Source organism: Cohnella sp. GbtcB17, from assembly GCF_019091135.1.
In the GTDB taxonomy this organism is placed as follows: Bacteria; Bacillota; Bacilli; order Paenibacillales; family Paenibacillaceae; genus Cohnella.
On sequence record NZ_JAGXJW010000026.1, the window covers coordinates 77,030 to 97,919 of the forward strand.

The following is a 20,890-nucleotide window of genomic DNA, read 5'->3' on the forward strand; positions in this document are numbered from 1 at the left end:
TTCGCGCGATTGTTTATTGATGGTTTTGCGCGTACCAGTCGTTCACTTCCTTCGTGATCTGATCGCCCCCGGATTGCTTCCAGGTATTGACGTATTGATCGAACGAATCGACCGGATCGCCCAGAATGATCTTGGTGATCATCTTCGATTCCAGGTCCATCAGGATCGAACCCTTCGTCGCCATGGTGTTCGTAGGCGCGCCGAGGAATTCGTTGATCTTGATCAATTTGTTGTCCTTGTATTTGCCGAGCACGGAGAACGATCCTTCGGGTCCCCAAGTTCGGTCGTCGCCCCACTTCGTCAAATCGCCGTCCTTATAAGCTTTAAGCGCGTTGTAGTAGAGCTTTTGTTCCGGTCCGAGCTTGGAGGTATCGCCGGATTTCATCGCTTCGGACACGGCGTTGAACGCGATCTGGTTTTTCTCCGGATGCTCGCCCTGTACCGCGGCGTAATTGAAGTAACCGTATTTCTTGTCGCCGACCACTTGCGAGTGGTACTTTTCCGGCTCTGCGTTTTCGCTGAATATATGCTCAAAAAACATATTCATCATCTTCACGACGACTTCGGGATGGCTCATCCCCTTCTTCACTGCGATGTTCGAATATGCAGTCGGGTCGGGTACCTGCACCATCGCAGGCGTACCGTCGGCAGAAGGAATCGGATAAGGCTTCCATTCAAGACTCGGGTTATTCTTTTTGGCCATGCCGTCGATCGGCCAGCCGATATTCCAGAAGTAACCGAAGTGGACGCCTGCCTTGCCTTGATTTTCGGCTTCGGCGGCTTTGGCGCCGTCGTATACGACGAACTGCGGATCGATCGCGCCGGCCTTGTACAGATCCTGCAGCGCTTGAAGCGCAGGCTTCATCTCCGGCTGAATGCCGCCGTAGACGAGCTTGCCGTCCTTGTCCTTGACCCACATCGAGGTCGAGGCGCTCGAGTACGGGTAAGCGTGGAAGGCATTGAAAAATCCGGCGAGACCGGCATAGCCGTCGTAGAAGTTTTTGCCCATCGTCAGGCCGATCGTATCCTTTTTGCCGTTGCCGTCCGGATCCTGCGAGACGAACGCTTTGATGATGTTCAGCAGATCGTCCATCGTGTTCGGCTCAGGCAGATTCAGCTTCTTCCGCCAATCTTCTCTGATCCAAACCATGTCGACGTTGTTCAGGCCGCGGGTCGTGCCCGGGATCGCCATCAGCTTCCCGTTGAACGACGCTGCTGTCATCGCTACGCCGTTGTTGGCCGAATATGCTTCCTTCACGAGCGGCGACGCATATTTGTCGAATACTTCGGTCATATCTTCGACCAGGCCGGCGTCGACAAGCGTCTTCAGCTGCTTCGTATTGACCGGGAAGAAGTCGGGCAGGTCGCCGGAGACGATCGAGAGATTCGTCTTTTCTTCGCAAGTCGTGCCCGCCGTGCTGACCGTCCACTTGTTCGTCAGTTTAACGCCAAGCTCTTCCTGATAAGCGCGATACCAGACGTTGTTGTCGATCGAATCCCCTTCGGGATACGTCTCCGCATCGTTCATGCAGCGGAACGTCGACAGGCTGATCGGCGGGTCGTACTTGCCGAACGGGTCGGAAGCCGTGCCTCCGGCCGATGACGCCGAAGCCGAAGCGGAAGCGGAAGCTTCGGTTGAAGCTGTAGCGCTTACATTGCCGGACGCGCCGTTGTCTTCGTCCGCATTTTTCGAATTGCTGCAGGCCGACACGAGAAACGTTAGTGCGAGGCAAACGGTGAGTAGCGGTTTGGTTCTGGTCTTGCTCATTTGTGATCCCCTCCGTTGACTTTTTTGTTTGCAAGTTGATTATATCGGGGGCCGTACAGGCTCATATATACTAAAAACGCGTCATTCGTTGCAGTTTCTTATCCTGTTTCCTGCGAAGGCTGCCTGTCGATTACAAGCTCTACCCGCAGTCCGCCCTGCTCGCCCCTCTCGGCCGAGATGCCGCTCGTTTTACCGAATTGCAGCTGCAGACGCCGTTTGACATTGCGGATGCCCGTCATTTCCTCGCCCGGAGCGGACGATCGCAGACTGGCCTGCAGCTGGGCCAACTGCTCGTCCTCCATGCCCGGTCCGTTGTCCTCCACGACGATCCGGATGAGGTCCCCGCCGGTGATCCGAATCTTGATGAGGCCGTCCTCCCGTTTGCGCTCCATCCCGTATTTGTAAGCATTCTCGATGATCGGCTGCACGATCAGCTTGGGCACGGGCACATCTCGCAGATGGTCGGGCAGCGGATCGAATTCGACGTCGATGCGGTTGGAGAACCGGATCTGCTGAATCTCGACGTACAGCCTGGCATGCTTGATCTCCTGCTCGAGCGGGATTTCAGAGGCGCCGCTGCGCGTAATGAACTGGAAGTATTCTCCCAGGTACTGACTGAACAGAATGACGTTTTCGATGTCGTCCATTTTGGCGAGCCGGTGCAGAATAAAGTACGTATTGTACAAAAAATGCGGATTGATCTGCGATTGCAGCTGCTTCAGCTCCGAGCTTTTAACCCGGATCTCCTGCTCGTACAGCTTGTGGATCAGCTCCTTGAGCTTGACGACCATCGAGTTGAAGCCTTCGAACAAATAGCGAAATTCGTCCTGCCCCTTCGGCAGCACGGTCGGCTCCATATAACCGTCCTCCACCTTGCGGAAGGCGAACACCAGCTTGTTGAGCGGCTTGTGGATGAGGCGATATATCCACACGGAAAACACGGCGATGATCAGCATCGACAGGAGCGCCAGCACCCAGAACCAGATCCGGTACGAATCCAGGTCGCCGAGCACTTCTTTCTTCGGCACGTAGACCAGCAGCTTCATATGGATGACGGGCGAATACTGATACGACATCAGATAAGTCGTGGAGCCGATCTTACGGCTTGTCGTCTCGGCCAGCTCCTCGGTTCCGCCCTGCTCGTCCGTGAACCGGCTCATCGCAGTCAGCAGCTCCTTGTCGGTGCCGTCGGTCGATACCTTCCACTTGCGCTCCGCGTCGGCGAGCACGGCGCCCGAATCCGGATAGTTGGCGAACTGCGCCATCGCCTTCTGCAGCTCAGGAATCGACAATTGAATAAAAATGATGTACTCGGGCTTTTTTTGCGCCAGAATGGCAACCGGGTTGACATAGCCGAGCAGCAGGCGCCCTTTCACATTGATGATCGAGGTGCCTTTGATCTTATATTGGCTCATGAACGCGTCGACCGCTTCCCGATCGAGGGAATCGTACGGATCCCGGTTGGAGATCGCCTTGCCGATCGTCAGCATTTGCACGCTGACGCTCTCGATATATTTGCTCGACGTCTTGATGATCTCCATCTTCTCCTGCAGGCGCTTGATCGTCTCGCCCCATTCGAACCGGCCGAGCGTCGAATCGACGTAGACGAGCCGCTGCAGGTCTTTGTCCAGATTGAAGCCTTGCTGATGCTCGTACATCCGGTTGGCCTCCGTCTCGAGCGAATCGACGAAGTAAGCCGTTTTGGAGCCGATCGAATTGTCGATCTCCTGCTTGACCGTGGCTTCGCCTTTGGCATTGATGACCAGACTGAGCACGCAAAGCGGTGTGATCACGAGCAGGAATACGATCAAAATTTTGGGATAAATGGATCGCGAGCGAAATCCTTCAAACGGTGTGCGCTGCATGACGTCCTGCGGCCTCCTTCTAGTCCGAATCTTGCTGGTGGTTCCATTAAAGCACGGGCATTCAAGCAGGCTGTTATCAATCTCATGCGATCCTTGACTTCTCGCATCCTCTTTGACTTCGCCCGGGTTCAGGCAGCGGCAATTCATGTAGAATAAGATGGCCTGTTCGGACCGTCAAGAAGGGAGTGTTTCTTCAAATGGAAGAAAATAGGGAATGGCAAGCGAAGTGGATCTGGCTAGAAGACAGCCCCGCAGCCGATGCGCACGACATCGTTTATTTTCGAAGAACGTTCAGCGTGCCTGCGGATTTGCCTTGCCGACTCGTCGTCGACGTATCGGCGGACAGCAGGTACCGGCTCTATTTGAACGAAACGTCGGTAAGCGCGGGCCCGTGCAAGGGCGACGCGTCGACCTACTATTACGAAACGATCGATTTGTCGGACCGGCTGAAGCCCGGCGCAAACGTGCTCGCCTGCAAGGTCGTGCACTATCCGTTCGCCGCGAACGCCAGGAACGCTTCGAGCAGCCCGGCTTCCGTATGGCGGTCGGACCGCGGCGCCTTCCTGCTGAACGGCGAGCTGTCCGGCGCGGACGGGCAGGTGTGCGAGCGGTTGCACAGCGGACCCTCCTGGCGCGCGCTTCGCGACCGAGCGATCGGCTACCAGGCGGAATCGTTCACGCTGTTCGTCGGCGGCGCCGAGTCGGCGGACGGCTCGCGCTTGCCGCACGGCTGGCAACGGCCCGAATACGACGATGCCGGCTGGCAGCCTGCCGTCGTGGTCGGCGACACCCATGATCCCACATGGGGCGCGCTCATGCCCTGGCAGCTGACCGCGCGGACGATTCCACCGCTCTACGAGACGGAGCGCGATTTTAAACGCATCGTGCGGGCCGGCCGAATGAATGGCGGTGCGGAGCAGGTTCGCCACGGCGGACAGCAAGCGGCTGCCGAAGGCGGCACGGATGCCTTAAGTCTGGTCGGACATCTCGTGCCGGCGGGCGAGACGCATTGGTTCGAGCTCGACGCCGGGGCGATGACGACCGGATATCTCCAGCTTCGGCTGGCCGGAGGCAAGGAGGCGTCCGTCCGCATGCTTTGCTCGGAGTGCTACGAGTATCCGCCGGAGCCGGACGGAAGGCGCATTAAAGGCATTCGCGACGAATGGCGCGAGGGCAAGGCGTTGTACGGCCCTACCGACGCGTATATCGCGGCCGGCGTTGGCAACGCCGCCGAGCCGGAGTATTACGAGCCTTTTTGGTTCCGCGGCATTCGGTTCGTCCGGCTGGAGATCGCCGCGAGAGACGAGCCGCTCATCCTGCTGGGCTTCAATTACCGGGAGACCGGTTACCCCCTCGAGGTCAAAGGAGGATTCGCTTGCTCCGACGAATCGCTTGCGCCGCTGTGGGAGATCAGCCTGAACACGCTCGCCCGCTGCATGCACGAGACCTACGAGGATACGCCTTATTATGAACAAATGCAGTACACGATGGACACGCGGCTGCAAATTTTATACACCTATATGACAAGCGGCGACGATCGGCTCGCGGCCAAGGCGATCTACGATTTTCACAGCTCGCTGCTCCCTTCCGGCCTGCTTCAGGCGCGTTACCCGTCCGTCGTGCCGCAGGTCATCACGGGGTTTTCATTCTTCTGGATTATGATGGTGCACGATCATTACATGTTCTATGCGGATGCGGCTCTCGTGAGGCGCTATCGTCCGACGATCGATGCCGTCCTGGCCTGGTTCGACCGCCGGATCGGAGACGATGGGCTCGTCGGCCGGCTCCCGGAGGGCTACTGGCAAATGATCGACTGGGTCGAAGAATGGAAGGCGCTGTACGGCGCACCGCCGGCCAGCCGCAACGGCCCGCTCACGGTCATCAATCTGATGTATGCCGATGCGCTGAACAAAGCGGCCCAGCTGAACGCCTGGACCGGGCGCGGCGACGTCGCGGCGGAATATCGCGACCGGGCCGCGCGAGTCAATGCCGCCGTACGGGACACTTGCTTTTCCGCGGAGCGCGGCCTGTTCAGGGACGGACCGCACGCCGAGCAGTACAGCCAGCATCCGCAGATCTGGGCCGTGCTGTCCGGCGCCGCCCACGGCGAAGAGGCGGTATGTCTCATGGACCGCATGCTGGCCGAGCCCGAGCTGCCGCGCGCCTCCATCGCCTACGTCCACTTTCTGTTCCGCGCCTTGTCCAGGACCAGCCGGTACGATCGGGCCGCGCCGTTGTGGGACATCTGGCGCGAGCAGGTCGGCCTTCATCTCACCTCGTGGGTGGAGGATCCGGTCTGGCAGCGCAGCGACTGCCACGGCTGGGGCGCGTCTCCGCTCTATGAATTTCCCGCGGAAATTCTCGGCATAACGCCCGCCGAGCCCGGCTTCTCCCGCATCTCGGTGGCGCCGCGTCCCGGATCGCTGCGTTGGGCGTCCGGCACGGTCCCCACCAAAGCGGGCCCTGTCGAAGTCGCGTGGCGGATCGACGATGACGATAGGTTCCGCCTCCGGATTCATGCGCCGTCCGGCATCCCCGTGCGCGTGACGCTGCCGGACGGCACGGCTCGCGAACTGCCGCAGGCGTCGGGCGAAGTGCTGACCTGCAGCTACAGCGCGGCTCCGCATTAACCGATCGACAAATGGCCGGCCTCGAGCGTTTCCTCGATGCCGGCCATTCGCTTTACGCTGCTGCGTTTACCTTATCCCCTTGCGCGCGTCTTGTCCAGGAAACCGTTGTCATTGGACGGGCGCACGGGCGAGCGGATCACGTGCGCCGCTCCAACGCCTTCCAGCGCGAACGATTGCCGACAGCTTGCTGTCCAGCGTCCGGCTGCGTCGTTCGCCAGTCGGCGGACGACGACAGAAGCTCCGCCCATATCTCTTCCATGATCGCATAGCCGATCGGCGGAGCTTCCGCGGCGCCAGCCGAAGCTGCACTTGCAGCAGCAGTGTTCACCGATTCGGACTTGATCGCGTCCAGCATTTTTGCGGCGGCCGCGCACAGCCCTTCGGCGCATGTCTCCATGATCCGCTTGCCCAGCGCAGGCGTCGCATCCGCATAATCGTCGCCCAGCGCCAGCCTGCCGCCCGCGCCCGGAACGGACGCCAGCGGCGCTGCCTCCATATCGACCAGCTCCGGCCGGATATACAGCAGCTGGGAGATCTCGTAGCGGCCCGCGTGATCGCCCTCGTACTGCCCGCCGGTCAACTCCGGGTCGCTTGCGACAAACACCTGGAGACCGGTCCGGCGCGCGAATCGCTCCGCCACCAGCCGGTAATCGAACTGGTTGCCTCCGCCGTGCCCCGTGACGGCGACGATGCCCTTAAAGCCGGCATTGGCGAACGCTCGCAGCTGGTACAGAAAAAAACGCAGCATGACCTCGGGCGGCATGGCGGTCATATGGGGATTTACCTCGCCGACGACGTCCTCCAGCCAGCGTGCGTGATAGCCGGTCTCATGAATCTGATAGCCGACCGTTGGCGCCACGATGCCGCCCGTCCGCCGGGCCGCTTCCTCGCACAGCCATACTGCTTTGATCGTATCCAGTCCGAAGGCGGCGATCTGTCCGTGGGGCTCGCACAGGCCCAGCGGCACATACACGATCGGGCAGGCCGCGAGCCTGCGCTTGAAGGCGGCGGGCAGCAGCTCCTCCCACTGCACGCTGCCGCCGGCCGAGCGGTTTTCTGCCGAATGCGCCATTTTCCGCAACCTCCCGTTTACCAGAACTTCGTGTCGTAAAAATTTCTCACCCAGCGATGATATTTATACAGCTCCTCGAAAACGTCGTCCGGAAGCGGTTCTTTGCCGGCGGACACGATGTTCTGATCGGCATGTGCCGGCACGTGCATCGATACGAGCGCGGTCGTGACGCCGGGATGCCGGAGCACGAACCGGATCGCCAGCTCGGCCAGGCTGTCCGCATATTGCGGGACGAATTTGCGCAGCCGGTCGACGCGTTCGATGTACATCTCGCGGGGGACATAGTCGAAGTAGCTTTTCCGATAGTCGTCGTCGCCGAACGTCATATCCGCGGTCAAAAAGCCGGTCAGTCCGCCTTCGTCCATGACGCAGCGGGCCAGAAAGGCGACCCTGTTTTCCTCGCAAAACGGAATAAGGCAGTCGAGCGGCAGCGGGTCGAAAATGTTGAATACGGTCTGCACCGCATCGATCTTGCCGATCTGCACGATCGACAGCGCGATATCGTGCCGCTGATCCGGAATCGATACGCCGATGCTGCGGATCTTGCCTTCCTCCTTGAGCCGCCCCAGCTCCTCCAGCCAGTAGTCGGCGCGATCCCACTGCGGCCAATATTGATGAAGCTGCATCAGATCGACGCAGTCGACGCCCAGCTCACGAAGGGAGCGCTCGGTAGACGCGCGGATCCAGCCGGGCGGGAACGCCTCCTCCACCGGCACGGGTCTCCCCCAACCGACGCTGCCCGGATATTTGGACTGAATCTTGGTTGCCAAAAACGGACGCTCGCCGTGCCACTGCGCAAGCGCCTTGCCCACCAGGCGCTCCGAATCGCCATAGGCGCGGGCGGTATCGATAAAGGTGACCCCGCGTTCCAGGCTGTGCAGGACGGAGCGGATCAGTTCACTCTCGTCGAAGCTGCCGAACGCGCCGCCAAGCCCCATCGCACCGAAGCCGATTCGCGATACCTGGTCACCCGTCGCTTGAAAGGTTGAGAACTTCATTCTTTTTATGCCCCCTTCTCTTCGCTTGCCGGCAGCAGCAGCGACTTCAGCTTGATCCCCGGCCGGGCCAGCAGCGCCGGATCGGGCACCAGCCGCCGCTGGATCATCAGCTCCGCGGCCTTGATGTCCTTGGCGATATTGGCGGCGCCGATGCCGCTAGCGGACACGAGCCTGCCGCCTTCGTCCAGGCCGAAGAACAGCCGGTTGACGCCGTCCTCGGCGATCCGGGCGACGGTCGTCGCACCGGCGTCGGACAGGCCGCTCACCTGCAGGGTCCGGTCGTACTGATCCGACCAGAACCAGGGCACGGCGGCATAAGGCTCCTTGCCGCCGAGCATGGCGGCCGCCGCATGCGCTCCCTGGTCCTCCGCATTGCGCCACGATTCCAACCGGATGCGGCGTCCGCCGTACAACGGGTGCGGGAACGAACAGCAGTCGCCGGCCGCGAAGATGTCCGCGTCCGAAGTCGCGAGCGTATGACTCGCGCGGATGCCGTTCTCTATCTCCAGTCCGGCGGACTCGGCCAGGCTCGTATCCGGCACGGCACCGATGCCGGCGATGACGGCGTCGCATTCGATCGTGCGGCCGTCGGCCAGCTTGACGAGATGTCTGCGGCCGATTCCCATCGCGGCCGGCTCGATCGGCTCGATCGCTTTGATGCCTACGCCAAGCTCGAACGCGACGCCCTGCGCCCGATGAAGCGCGTAGACGTCTGCCGCGATCTCGGCGGATACGCCGCGCATCAGAATGCGCGGTCCCGCCTCGAGCACGACGACCTCGCAGCCTCGCTGCCTTGCGCTCGCGGCGAGCTCGAGACCGGTGAAGCCGGCGCCGACGATGACGATCCGGCTGCCGGCGGACAGCCTGTCCCGGATCAGAAGCGCATCCGGATACGTACGCAGATACAGCAAGCCTGCCGGCTCCTTCCCGCCGATCAGCAAGCGGCGGGACGAAGCGCCGGTCGCGAGCAGCAGCCGTTCGTAGCCAAGCTCCCTGCCGTCCTGCAACAAGACGCGGTGGCCCGACGGGTCGATTCGCATCGCTGACGTATTCGTCGCGAGCTCAATGCCCAGCTCCGCGGCGGACGCCTTGCTTATAATCGCGGCCGGCGAAGCGGCAGCTTCCCCGACCATCGCATCCTTGGACAGCGGCGGTCTCTCGTAGGGCGGGTGCGCCTCCCGTCCGATCAGCGAGATGCCGCCCTTCCAGCCTTGTTCGCGAAGCTCCAGTGCGGCGCGGGCTCCCGCCTGGCCCGCGCCGATAATGACCATATTCCGACTCATTGGTAGGTCCCCCTCGCCTTCACGCTTCCGCGCGCAAATAAACTTTGCCGTTTTCGACTTTCACCGGATACGTCTTCAGATCTACGCATACGGGTGCCTTTTTTGCCTTGCCCGTCGTATAGTCGAACCGTCCGTTATGCTTCGGGCACTCGATCGTGCTGCCCATGACGAAGCCGTCCGCCAGATGAAAACGCTCATGGGTGCAATACCCGTCGGTCGCGAAGTACCTGTCATCCTCGGACCGGTACACCGCGAACGTACGGTCCGCATGATCGAAGCGAATGACGTCCTCCTGCTCGATCTCGTTCGCCGCGCACACCTCTACCCAATTTTCAGCCATTATGCCGTTTCCCCTTCCGAATCGATTTTTCCGCTTGCCTGGCCCGTCGCCTGTCTGATTCTGTCCGTAATGTACGGAATCTCCGCAAGACCGTACATGTAAGGCCGCGCGGTCGGAGGCAGCGGCTTGACGACGGCGTAGCCGGGATCCTTGCCCTGCCGGATCATCGCGCCGATCGCCTCGCGGAGCGCCGCCCACAGGCCCGGACGGGGCTCGGGCGAATCGTCCTTCATCGCCTCATGCAGCGCCGGGAGCGCGTGGTAAGGCACCATAGGGAACATGTGATGCCCCACATGATAGTTCATGTTCCAATACAAAAACCGCAGGACCGGATTAAGCTTCATGGTGCGGGAATTCAGCCGGTGATCGAGCACGTCGTCGTACAGGCCGAGGTGCTGGGTGATGCCGAAGAGCAGCATCAGAATGACGCCGTAAAACGAGGGAAGGCCGATCAGCATCGCCGGCAGCAGGCTGCCCTGCCAAATGCAGGCCGCGATGACGCCGAGCAAGATCAGAAGATAAATCCGCGCCTCGAGGAACGTCTTTTTGTACTCCGACGGCGGAATGTATTCCTTTTCGGCAGCGTCCACCTTACCGAAGCAATGAAGCAGGAAGCGCTTGAGCTCCCGCGGACCGCCGTACAGATGCAGAACTTGCATGAAAAGAATGCGCCAGATCGGCGGACGCTCCGTCAAAATCTCGGGGTCTCTGCCGACGATGTACGTATCGGTATGGTGCCGGGTATGGCTCCACCGCCATGGCGTAGCCGACCGAAGCACCATAAACGATGCGATCTGATACACCGCCTCGTTCATCCAGGGCGTCTTGAAGGCGGTCCCGTGCCCGCATTCATGCCAGCGCGAATCGCCCGGGGTGGCGTACAGGATGCCGTACACGGCGAACACCGGCACCGCCCACCAGGTCCCCCAGGTTGCGACGCCCAGCCAGCCGGCGCCGGCGAGCAGCGCGAACCATATGATCGTATCGCGGATGGCGGGGCCGTTTTTTCGCTTCATCAGTTCTTTCATGCGCGCCCGCGGAATCGGCGATTGATACCATTGTGCGGCGACCATGCCGCGCTCCTCCGCCAGCTTGCCTTCCGGACCCGTCAGACTGTAGTCCCGCTTGCGTATCTCGGCAGCCAACTCGCTCATCTCCTTCATGCTGAATTGAATCTTGCTGCTGAACCGCTTTCAACTTCCATTCTAGGCGTAGAGAAGCGCCTTGTATTTAGCCCGGATCGGCAATGTGGTTGCCAAAATCGGTATTTTGAAAGTAAGCTGAACAATAACCGACGACAGAGGAGGCGCGCGTCCGTGCACGAAGAGCGTCCATTGTTTTTTAAAGGCCCGGGCGAAACGATCGAGGAGCTGGCCGACGTTTATTTTCCTCCGTACATCACGCTCGCCCATGTATTCCATGCGCCTGAGGGCTGGGGCATTCGCCCGCGCGTGCTGAAGCAGTTCCAGCTGCAGTACACGCTGGGCGGCCGCGCCGATTATCGCATCGGGGAACGCGTCTACGAGACGAAGCGAGGCGATCTGATCTTCCATCGGCCTGGCGAAAACCATGAGATTACGACCCCGCCGGACGCCCGGTACGTCTGCATATCGGTCGTGTTTCATTTCGGCAGCGTCCCTTTTCCGATCGACAGTCTGCTCTCCGCCTCGCACGATATGGGCAACTTCAGCGGCGGCGGACTGGAGGAGAAGCTGACCGGACTGGTTCTCGCCTATCGGCAGCCCGGACTTGCATCGCAGTTCAAGGCGCAGACACTGCTGATGGACGTGCTGTCGGAGCTCGGCAGCCGTGTGCAAGAGCGAGTCCGGGACGAGTCAACCGCGACGCAGCGGAATAACTTCGCTAAGATGGTGCTGGTCAAAAATCATATTTTGGAGCATTACCGGGAGGCGCTCGAACTCCGGCAGCTGGAGACGCTGACTGGCTTCAGCCGCGATTATCTGATCGAGCAATTCCGCAAAACGTTCGGCATGACGCCGATTCAGTACTTGATCCATATCCGGGTCGAAAAGGCCAAGGAGCTGGCGCTGCACACGGGACTCAGCATCGGCGAGATCGCCGCGCGCGTCGGCTACAGCGACGTTCATACGTTCGGTAAAATGTTCAAGAAAAAAACCGGCTACAGCTTGAGCCGGTTCTGTTCTTCTCTATTCACGCAATCCGCCTACAAGGAGGACGACCATAAGCTGCCTTGAGCGGCTTGAGTCTCCTCGCCATGGCCGTCTCATTCACCGCCTGTCATTCTCCGCTTGAAGGCGTCCATTCGACGTTTGGCAGCTCAAGCAGACCGAGCTCGAGCAAATCGTAGGCCGCGGCGGCAGGAGGACCTGTCAGCGGCGCTTTTTTCCAATAGGTCGGCCATGCCCGCTTCCGCGGGCGATCCGCATCGTGATGCGGGCCCAGCAGGTTTTTCAGGCTGCCGCATACGCGCAGGACGATCTCGTTGCGGCCCGGGCGCGTCAAGCCGCCGATCGGCAGTCGATCGCCCCGGCCTACGCCGAACATGCCCGCCGGCCGGCCGTTCACCTCCACGGAGACGACCGAGCCCAGCCACTCGCCGATGGCAAGCGCAGCATCGGTCGCCTCGCTGTCCGCTTCGTAGGTCAGATGATAACGGACCGCATGCCCGTAGAACGGATAGCCTTGCGATGTCCAGGAACCGATCGTCAGCGATTGCGGGCTGCCAAGCGTCCATCGGCCCTCTTCCTCCCGCACGGCGAAGGCGCCGAGCAGGTAGATGGTTTCCAGCTCCAGGCGAATGTCGAAGCGCTGCGTCGTCAGCGCGATGACATTGTCCCCTTCCGTCACCCGGCTCCCGATGTCCGCGACCCCGATGTGATGGTCCAGCCACGTCTCCCCTTCCGACCAATCGACGGGATGGCCGTTGACCGACAACCTATAATAGGCCGCGCGCTCGACGGCCACCCGCAGCCGCTCGGGCCGTTGCCCCTCTCCGACCTTGAATCGGAATATCGCGGTAAAGCCGCTTCGCTCATCGAAGCGGTTGCGGTCGAGCAGCCGCCGCTTGTACTGGATGGCGTTGTCCCAAGGATTCGCCTCAAAGCCGTGATGCTCGTAAACGAGCCAGCCGGCGTGGATCGTATGGTAGCCCGAGTATTCCTTGCCGCCCGCGTACAAGTCGCAGTAGTCCAGCACGAGCACATTGTCCGCTTCCGGGACGATCCGCTCGATCCCGAGCAATTTCGAACGAACGGATTGCGCACTTGATCCCGCGTCCGCGGCTTGCGCGCTTGAGGACACGCCGGGCGGTTCTTTAGGTTGCGACGTTTGCGGGGGCTGCTCCCGGTCCTGGTATACGCGGATCAGATCCGAGCCGATCGGCTCGAGCGTTAGCGGGATTAGCAAAAAGTCCCCTTGCACCGTATAAGATACGGCCTCCGTATCCCCCGTCCACGGATTCCACCGTTCCGCATGCACGCCTTTTACCGTCAATCGTTCAACAAACGGCTCGGAGGCGCTGTTCGTCAAAAAGTAAAAGGACGACCCGTCGTCCAGCTCCCGACGCAAATGCTGAATGCCTTCGACATGCTCCGGTACCCCTTCGATGCGCGGGGACAACTGCTGCAGCAGCATGATTTCCGCCTCTTTAAGGGATGCCGTCCGCCGCCAGTTCGGATGCTTCGCCAGCTCTTCCGCCGCCCCGCTTTTCTCCCCGTCGACGCGCGTGCAGGGCTCACCGAGGGCGACGATCGTGCCGCCGGCCTTCAGGTACTCCGCGAGCAGCGAGAGCGTGCTCGACCGGAGCGTCTCGATCCCTTGCGGAAAGACGACGACCTCATAGGTGCATGCGCCTATGACCAATGAAGGCCCCTCGACGCGGCCATGCCGTTCCATAATGAACTCGTCGCCCAGATCGTAATCCCATTGGCGGCCGGCCAGGCGCTGCAGCAATGCCAAGTAAGGCCGCATGTCGGGATGGCTGGGCGGGTGCGCCGGATCCTCGAGCGATCCGTCCTCGTCGGCCGGCGCGATCAAAAAGCCGGTCGTCGTCGGATGCAGCACGAGCACGCGGTTGACCGTTTTCCCCAGCGACAGCAAATACGAGAGGCGGCCGAAGTAATCGTTCATTGGTTGGTATTCCGGCCACCAGCTCTGCCGCCAATCGAACGACTGGGGATGGTCCCGCTTGCGGGCGCCTGCGATCGTCGTCGACGTATAGTGCTGGTTGAGAAAGTTAATGCCGTTAACGTACAAATAGTCTCCGATCCGCTTGTAGTCCGCCAGATTGGAATCCCACCCGCCGGCACCGTACGATTCGCACAGCACCCGCTCTCTGCCGAACTGATTCGCGGCGCTATGCACCTCCCGCATCGTCAGCATCATTTGGCTGTAGGGCTTGTCCGTCAAGGCGAAGGTCATCAGGAAATCGATTGCCGGCCATTGCATATATTCATACAGCGACATGACGGCCGGTGACGCCATGCCCGAAGGAAACGGCCAATGATGCTCCATAAAATGGCCCGTCCATGCGATTCCATGCGTACGGCACCATTCCGAGATCGGCCTGATGTAGTTGTCGACCCAAAGCTCGCGCATCGTGCAGTAATAATCGTACCGAACCTTGGACGATTCGACGGTGATGCCCGCGCCCGAAGCGTCCATGAACAAGCAAGGCAAATGGTCCTTCAGGCTGTAGCCGTTGCGCTTGTCGAATTCGGCCGCGAACCAGTAGCTGAACGGCAGGAAGTCGCGTCCGGACGAATATACCGCACTGCCAGAGATGGCGGGCTCGTCGGTAAACAGCGCCGGAATCGATTCGCCAAAGCGGCCGCCGAAGCGCTGCCGGTAGGCTTCGTAGACGTTGGACAAAAACGTGGCCGCGACTTCGGGTCGCAGCAGATCCATGTACGAAAAGCCGCCCAGCCATCCGGTCGAATCCGGCGTGCCGAGCTCCAGAATGACGAACTGCGAGCCGTAATCGCTCCATTCGGCAGCGGGCACGTACGTCAGATCGTGCGTCATGGCGACGCCATCGCCGAGCGCTTCGCAAGGCTCGCAGGCATAAACGCGGATCGGATGTCCGGGCCGGTTCATCGCCGGCGACGGACGATGGAGCTGCGTCGGTATGCCGTCCAATCCCACTTTGCGGACATAGACGGAGTTCGCCGCGCAGTCGGGCAGCTCCGCCGACACATGACCGCCCCCGAATCCCGAAGGATAGGAGTTCTCGTCGTAAATATACAGCTTGATTCCGAGCCGCTGCGCTTCCTCCAGCGCGCAGGCCCATCTCGCGAACCAGTCCTCGGACAAATATTCGGTGACCAGTCCCGGCCGCGGGTGAACGAATGCGCCGCCGAATCCGGCATCCTTCAGCTCGCGCAGCTGCTCCCGGATCCGTTCGTCCGTCATATCGTCGTTCCACACCCAGAGCGGAGCGGGCCGGTAGGACGAGGGCGGATCGTTGAATGCTTGCAGATTGATCATGGTCGCTTCCCGCTTTCTTTTTTTGGCTCGGTATCGCGACAGATTATACACGGGGCCGTTCCGGGCGTAAATGCGTTTTTTTCCAATTTCATCCTTATGCCGCTTAAAGGATATGAAAAGATAAGAGTGACGAAATTGTCTTATATTTCTGTCCGGCGCCGCGGGTCATAATGGAAGCGATCCGATAAAGCGGCCAGAGGAGGCGTTGGCATGATACCGGAAATTTATGAAATGCGTTCCGCGCGTTCGGGACAATTCACGACGTTCGATCCGGACAAAAAAACGAAAACGAAGCTCATCGCGCCCGGCGAGACGGTCACGGTGGCCCATAGCGACAGCCCCGGCATCATCAGCCGGCTGTGGCTTACCTTCCCCGGCTGGTTCTGGCGCCATTGGGATACCGATGCGACCAACGATACGGCCGTCTTGAAAAAACTCATTCTCCGCATTTACTGGGACGGAAACGTTTTCCCGTCCGTGGAATGCCCGATGGGCGACTTTTTTGGCAATGGGCACTGCGAATACCGGCATTTCGTTTCTAAATATTTGGGTATGTCGAGCGGCGGCTTCTACTGTTATTTACCGATGCCGTTCAACCAAATGCGCATCGAGGTCGAAAACCTGCATGAGCGCATTCCAATCGAAGTGTTCTTCAATGCCAATTACGAGGCGCACGACAAGCTGCCGGACGGCGCAGGCAGACTCCATACGCTGTTCCGTACGGGCCGCCTTCAGGCGGACGAGCCGCTCCCGATGCTGGAAACCGTCGGCAAAGGGCATTTCGTCGGCTGCAGCTTGTCCATGCAGGGGGAGACTTCCAACTACCTCGGTTTTCTCGAGGCACCCGAATACGTCTACGTCGACAGGGAAACGGACGATACGCCGACCATCGTAGGAACGGGGCTCGAAGATTACTTTAACGGCGGCTGGTACTTTCGCGAGGGCGAATACACATCCGATCTTCACGGGGTTCCACTCAAGGATGCGCTTCGGTCGATGATCAGCATGTACCGCTTCCACGAACGGGATGCGATCGCCTTTGAGAAAAGCCTGCGCTTCAAGTTCATCAATCCGTGGCACCCCGAGCATTTGAAGCCTTACTGGTACGCCTCCACAGCGTACTGGTACCAGGACCGCGCGGTGGGGCTGCCAGGCAAGCTTCAAGCGGATCGGCTGATGGGCATGTACAGGCGGCGCGATACGGATCATCAGTCGTACCCATGAACCTGTCGGCTCGGTCGGCCTGCTCGGCACTTTACGACCATGATCAGATCGGAGGCGTTCGTATTTAATGACTCACGTATACAACGGCAGCTACGCGGATGCGCACAACACGCACATTGCCTTTCCGCTGGGCGGCATGGGCGCGGGCATGATCGCACTGGAAGGAACGGGCGCCCTCTCCCACTTCTCTCTTCGCCACCGCCCGGACCTGGCTCACGAGCCGCCCGTCTTTTCCGCCCTGTACGTCAAAGGAAAGTTCGGCAGCGCGGCCAAAGTGCTCGAAGGCGCCGTTCCCGCGCGCAAAATCTTCTCCTCGCGCACGAAGAAGGGCATGCCCGGACCTGGAAGCGGCCTGTTCGGCAAACATTACGGGCTGCCCCGCTTCGCTTCGTCCGTTTTCGAAGCGAAGTTCCCGTTCGGCACGGTCCGGCTGAGCGACCCGCAGTTCCCCGTCGAGGCGTCCGTGACGGGCTGGAGCCCCTTCGTGCGGCGGAACGCGGACGACTCCAGCCTGCCTGCGGCTGCCCTGACGTTTTCGTTTTACAATCCGGGGGACGAGCCGCTGGAGCTTGTCTATTCCTTCCACGCGGCGCACTTCATGGCCGAAGGCGGCGCGAACGATCATCGCGTGCGGCGCTCGGGTACGGGCACAGGGTTTGTGCTCGATCAGCCGGCGGGAGAGCAAGCGCCTTGGCGCGCAGGCGCTTTTACGGCGGTTGCCGACCATCCGTCGGCTGTCGCGGACTGCGCTTGGTTTAGAGGCGGCTGGTTCGATCCGTTGACGACCGTTTGGGATGCGATCGAGAACGGCCGCTGCGTCGACCGCGCTCCCGTGACCGAAGGCGCGCCGAGTCCTGGCGCGAGCCTGTACGTGCCGCTGCGCCTGCAGCCGGGCGAGCGGCAGAACGTCCGCTTGCTGCTGTCGTGGTACGTGCCTGATTCGGATCTTGCGATCGGCACCCCCGCTTCGGCAGCGGCAGGATCTTCGGAAGCGGCGGGCCAGACGGAAGCGGAACGGTATTACAAGCCTTGGTATGCCGGAAGATTTGCAGACGCGCAGGCGGTTGCGGCATATTGGCTCGACAACTATGACAGGCTGCACGCGGAAAGCCGGCGCTTCGCCGACTGCTTTTACGGAACGACGATGCCGGCCGAAGCGGTTGAGGCGATCGCGGCGAATTTGTGTATTTTAAAATCGCCGACCGTGCTGCGGCAAGCCGACGGCCGCCTGTGGGGCTGGGAAGGCGCGGAGGACGAGCAAGGCAGCTGCTACGGTTCCTGCACGCATGTGTGGAACTACGCGCAGGCGGTGGCGCATCTGTTCCCCGATCTGGAGCGCGGTTTGCGGGAAACCGAGTTCTATGAAGGCCAGGACGATTCGGGGCATCAGAACTTTCGCGTGCCGCTGCCGATCCAGCCGGCCGACCACGATTTTCACGCGGCTGCGGACGGCCAGCTCGGCGGCATCATGAAGCTGTACCGTGAATGGCGGATCGGCGGCGATATCGCCTGGCTGCGCAGGCTGTGGCCGCAAGCCAGGCAGAGTCTGCGGTATTGCATGGACGAGTGGGACCCGGGCCGCGAGGGCGTGCTGTCCGAGCCGCATCACAACACGTACGACATCGAATTTTGGGGACCGAACGGCATGTGCTCGTCGATCTATATCGGGGCTTTGAAGGCTGCCGCGCTGATCGCGGCAGCGCTCGGGGACGATGCTTCGGAATACGAAGCGCTGTACCGCAAAGGCAGGGCTTACCTGGAGACGGAGCTGTTCAACGGGGAATTCTACGAGCAGCGCATCGTCTGGGAAGGCTTGCGTACGCCCGCGCCGACGACCGGCGAGAAAAACTGGAACGTGAATTATTCGACGGAAGCGATCGAGCTGATGAAGGCCGAAGGTCCCAAATATCAATACGGCAAAGGCTGCTTGTCCGACGGCGTGCTCGGCGCATGGCTGGCGCGAATGTGCGGCTTGGGCGACATATTGAATCGCGATCAGGTGATCAGCCACCTGCTTAGCGTGTACCGCTACAATTTGAAGCGCGATTTGTCGGACCATGCCAACCCGCAGCGGCCCGGCTACGCGCTTGGCGCCGAGGGCGGTCTGCTGCTCTGCACCTGGCCGCGCGGCGGCAAGCTGACGCTGCCGTTCGTCTACAGCAACGAGGTATGGACGGGGATCGAGTATCAGGTCGCCTCCCACCTCCTCTCCCTCGGCCGCGTCGCGGAAGGGCTGGATATCGTCAGAACGTGCCGCGATCGCTACGACGGTTGGCGCCGCAATCCGTTCAACGAATACGAATGCGGCCACTGGTATGCGCGCGCGCTCGCTTCCTATGGTCTTATTCAGGGCTGGAGCGGCGTGTATTACGATGCGGTCGAACGTACGCTGCACATGTCGGCGCACGAGAACGGGGATTTTGCCAGCTTTTTATGTACCGCCGAAGGCTACGGCATTGTCGGGATTCGCGACGGACAGCCGTTTGTCGACGTGCGATCGGGCACGATTCAATTCGATCGCGTGGCGCGGGAGGATTAATGGAGGCTGACGGCGCCTATAGCCACCAGCCGTTATCCTTGTCGTCAAGCGTCTGTGCCGAGAGCTCGTTCCAGTCGAACACCGTCTCTTCGCCGTCCAGCAGCCAGCGGCTCGGACAGGTCGTCGACTGCCAATCGAGCGGCTCAGCGGGCTCGCGCGCGACCGCGGCCTGATCGAACGCTTTGCGCAGCGCGGCCGCCTGCTCCGGGGCCACGGCCGAAGGGCGCGCCGAGACGAACAACGGCGTGCCGCTGAGCGCCAGCAGCCGGAGCCAATGGCGGTTTTGCTGCCAAGGCACGTCAGGCGTCAAGCCGATGCAATCCGCATCATGGCTAAAAAAAGTGTCGTGCTGGGGCATGCGGAACGCCAGCGTGTTGATGCCCATATAACGCGTCCGCTCCCACCATTTGCCGCTTGTGTCGTCTCCTGTCCGTTGAATCTCGAACAGCCCGGCCGCCAGATGCCCGATCGTATTGCAGCCGATGATGTCCGCTTCTCCGGAAGCCTCGGCGATCGTACGGTACAGCGCCAGCACGATCTCGGCGGTCGTACGGGACCGGTCGCGGAAGCGCGGAGAAGCTGCGCTTGGCCTGGACTTCATGGTGAAGCCCCACTGTCCCAGCAGATCGTACGTGGTGAAATCGTGCTTGAGCAGCTCGAAGCCCCAGGCGCGCATCGCCCCGACGGCTTCGCCAATATAGGACAGCACCTCCGGTACGGTAGGATCGAGCACGCGGCCGCCGTTCGCTTCGTATCGGATCCATTCGGCAGGCACGTTTTCCGCCGTCAACAAAGGCCGGCACCACAGCCCGGGCTTGACGCCGATCGCCTTCATTTCACCGGCCAGTCTCGCCATATCGGGAAACCGGTCGTTGCCGGTCCAGGGTCCGCCGTTGCAGGCTCCCCCTCCGCTCGCGAGCTGCCAGCCGTCGTCGATGACCATATAAGGACGATTCGCCGGATGGGACGCGAGCAAAGAGATGAAGCGGGAATCCGCCAAAATCTCTTCATGGGAGCTGTTACCGTAGGCGTAATACCAATTGTTGCCGCCGTATACGGGCTGCTTGGGCAAACGCGGGGATGCGCACAGCATTCGGCAGAACCTGCGCGCAAATGCAAAAGGCGTCTCCCCTTCCCGTCCGCGCTGCGCGACGAACTCGGCAATCGTCAGGCTTCGCGCGCCGAGCAGCACGCCTTCGCTGCCGCTCGCGACGTCGGCCGTGAACGTAACGCCGTCGATGTCGGCCTGCCAGCAGCAAAATGCCGAGGCGCCGGTCTTGACGCCGCAGCCTGCCGTGCGCGTGCCGTCGTCTGCAAGAAAATACCAGGGCATAGCGCGCTCCGGTACGAGCCCGCGCCATTCCAGATCGCCGTAGGCTCGTTCCCAAGCGTCGCCAAGGATGCGGAGCGGTTTATCCGAGCGCTGATTCCAGCGTACTTTGACGGACATGATCGCTTCGCCCGGGGCTTCCAGCACCACCCCGACAGCGGCTTCTCCGTGCCGGAAATCGACTTTGATGCCCGAGCCCTCCCAGGTGCCGGCCCGGGTCGGCAACAGTCGGACCCATTCGGATTCCGTGCGAGCGAATACGGCGGACGGCTCCGCGAGCCGATCTTGATTCAACATGCGTCATACGCCTCCTGCAAGCGATTGGCGCATCGCACTTGTCGTGCGGCGCCAACTGAAGTATAAGCGCTGCGGAAC

General features: G+C 61.0%; 13 protein-coding genes. 4 read left to right on the forward strand and 9 right to left on the reverse strand.

Features of this window, described 5'->3' with window-relative positions; translation table 11 throughout:
* Positions 1–13: 13 nt before the first annotated feature.
* A complete protein-coding gene (locus KVT38_RS15905) occupies positions 14–1,768 on the reverse strand; it encodes an extracellular solute-binding protein (protein ID WP_217594712.1) in 1,755 nt (584 codons plus the stop codon).
* A gap of 98 nt (positions 1,769–1,866) precedes the next feature.
* Positions 1,867–3,633: a sensor histidine kinase gene (locus tag KVT38_RS15910; RefSeq protein ID WP_217594713.1), complete on the reverse strand. Its 1,767-nt coding sequence runs from the start codon at positions 3,631–3,633 to the stop codon at positions 1,867–1,869.
* 197 nt (positions 3,634–3,830) lie between these two features.
* Between KVT38_RS15910 and KVT38_RS15915 the strand changes: the two genes are divergently transcribed.
* Positions 3,831–6,263 carry an alpha-L-rhamnosidase-related protein gene (locus KVT38_RS15915; protein ID WP_217594714.1) on the forward strand — a complete coding sequence of 811 codons (2,433 nt, stop codon included), beginning with the start codon at positions 3,831–3,833 and terminating at the stop codon, positions 6,261–6,263.
* 136 nt (positions 6,264–6,399) lie between these two features.
* Here the strand turns inward: KVT38_RS15915 and KVT38_RS15920 are convergent, their stop codons facing one another.
* Genes KVT38_RS15920 through KVT38_RS15940 form a run of 5 tightly spaced genes read right to left on the reverse strand, consistent with a single transcriptional unit; the run spans position 6,400 to position 11,101 of the window.
* Positions 6,400–7,335 carry a creatininase family protein gene (locus KVT38_RS15920; protein WP_217594715.1) on the reverse strand — a complete coding sequence of 312 codons (936 nt, stop codon included), beginning with the start codon at positions 7,333–7,335 and terminating at the stop codon, positions 6,400–6,402.
* A gap of 17 nt (positions 7,336–7,352) precedes the next feature.
* Positions 7,353–8,333 carry an aldo/keto reductase gene (locus KVT38_RS15925; protein WP_217594716.1) on the reverse strand — a complete coding sequence of 327 codons (981 nt, stop codon included), beginning with the start codon at positions 8,331–8,333 and terminating at the stop codon, positions 7,353–7,355.
* Between the two features lie 5 nt (positions 8,334–8,338).
* Positions 8,339–9,616, reverse strand: a complete 1,278-nt coding sequence (locus KVT38_RS15930) for an NAD(P)/FAD-dependent oxidoreductase (RefSeq protein WP_217594717.1) — start codon at positions 9,614–9,616, stop codon at positions 8,339–8,341.
* Between the two features lie 19 nt (positions 9,617–9,635).
* Positions 9,636–9,956: a MocE family 2Fe-2S type ferredoxin gene (locus KVT38_RS15935; RefSeq protein WP_217594718.1), complete on the reverse strand. Its 321-nt coding sequence runs from the start codon at positions 9,954–9,956 to the stop codon at positions 9,636–9,638.
* Positions 9,956–11,101 (reverse strand): fatty acid desaturase family protein, encoded by a 1,146-nt coding sequence (locus KVT38_RS15940; RefSeq protein WP_217594719.1) that lies wholly within the window; start codon positions 11,099–11,101, stop codon positions 9,956–9,958. The genes KVT38_RS15935 and KVT38_RS15940 overlap by 1 nt, the downstream gene beginning before the upstream one ends.
* A 171-nt stretch (positions 11,102–11,272) precedes the next feature.
* Here KVT38_RS15940 and KVT38_RS15945 point away from each other — a divergent pair, with 171 nt between their 5' ends.
* Positions 11,273–12,172, forward strand: coding sequence for a helix-turn-helix transcriptional regulator (locus tag KVT38_RS15945; protein WP_368859108.1), 900 nt, complete (start codon positions 11,273–11,275; stop codon positions 12,170–12,172).
* A 43-nt stretch (positions 12,173–12,215) separates the two neighbouring features.
* Here KVT38_RS15945 and KVT38_RS15950 read toward each other — a convergent pair whose 3' ends face one another.
* On the reverse strand, positions 12,216–15,422 hold the full coding sequence (locus tag KVT38_RS15950) for a glycosyl hydrolase (protein ID WP_217594720.1): 3,207 nt from the start codon (positions 15,420–15,422) through the stop codon (positions 12,216–12,218).
* 210 nt (positions 15,423–15,632) lie between these two features.
* Between KVT38_RS15950 and KVT38_RS15955 the strand changes: the two genes are divergently transcribed.
* The gene (locus KVT38_RS15955) at positions 15,633–16,646 is read left to right on the forward strand and encodes a glycoside hydrolase family 172 protein (RefSeq protein WP_217594721.1); all 1,014 of its coding nucleotides are present in this window, start codon (positions 15,633–15,635) and stop codon (positions 16,644–16,646) included.
* A 67-nt stretch (positions 16,647–16,713) separates the two neighbouring features.
* Positions 16,714–19,185 (forward strand): GH116 family glycosyl hydrolase, encoded by a 2,472-nt coding sequence (locus tag KVT38_RS15960; RefSeq protein WP_217594722.1) that lies wholly within the window; start codon positions 16,714–16,716, stop codon positions 19,183–19,185.
* 16 nt (positions 19,186–19,201) lie between these two features.
* On the opposite strand, the gene KVT38_RS15965 is transcribed toward KVT38_RS15960, so the two are convergent.
* On the reverse strand, positions 19,202–20,812 hold the full coding sequence (locus tag KVT38_RS15965; protein ID WP_217594723.1) for an alpha-amylase family protein: 1,611 nt from the start codon (positions 20,810–20,812) through the stop codon (positions 19,202–19,204).
* Positions 20,813–20,890 lie beyond the last annotated feature (78 nt).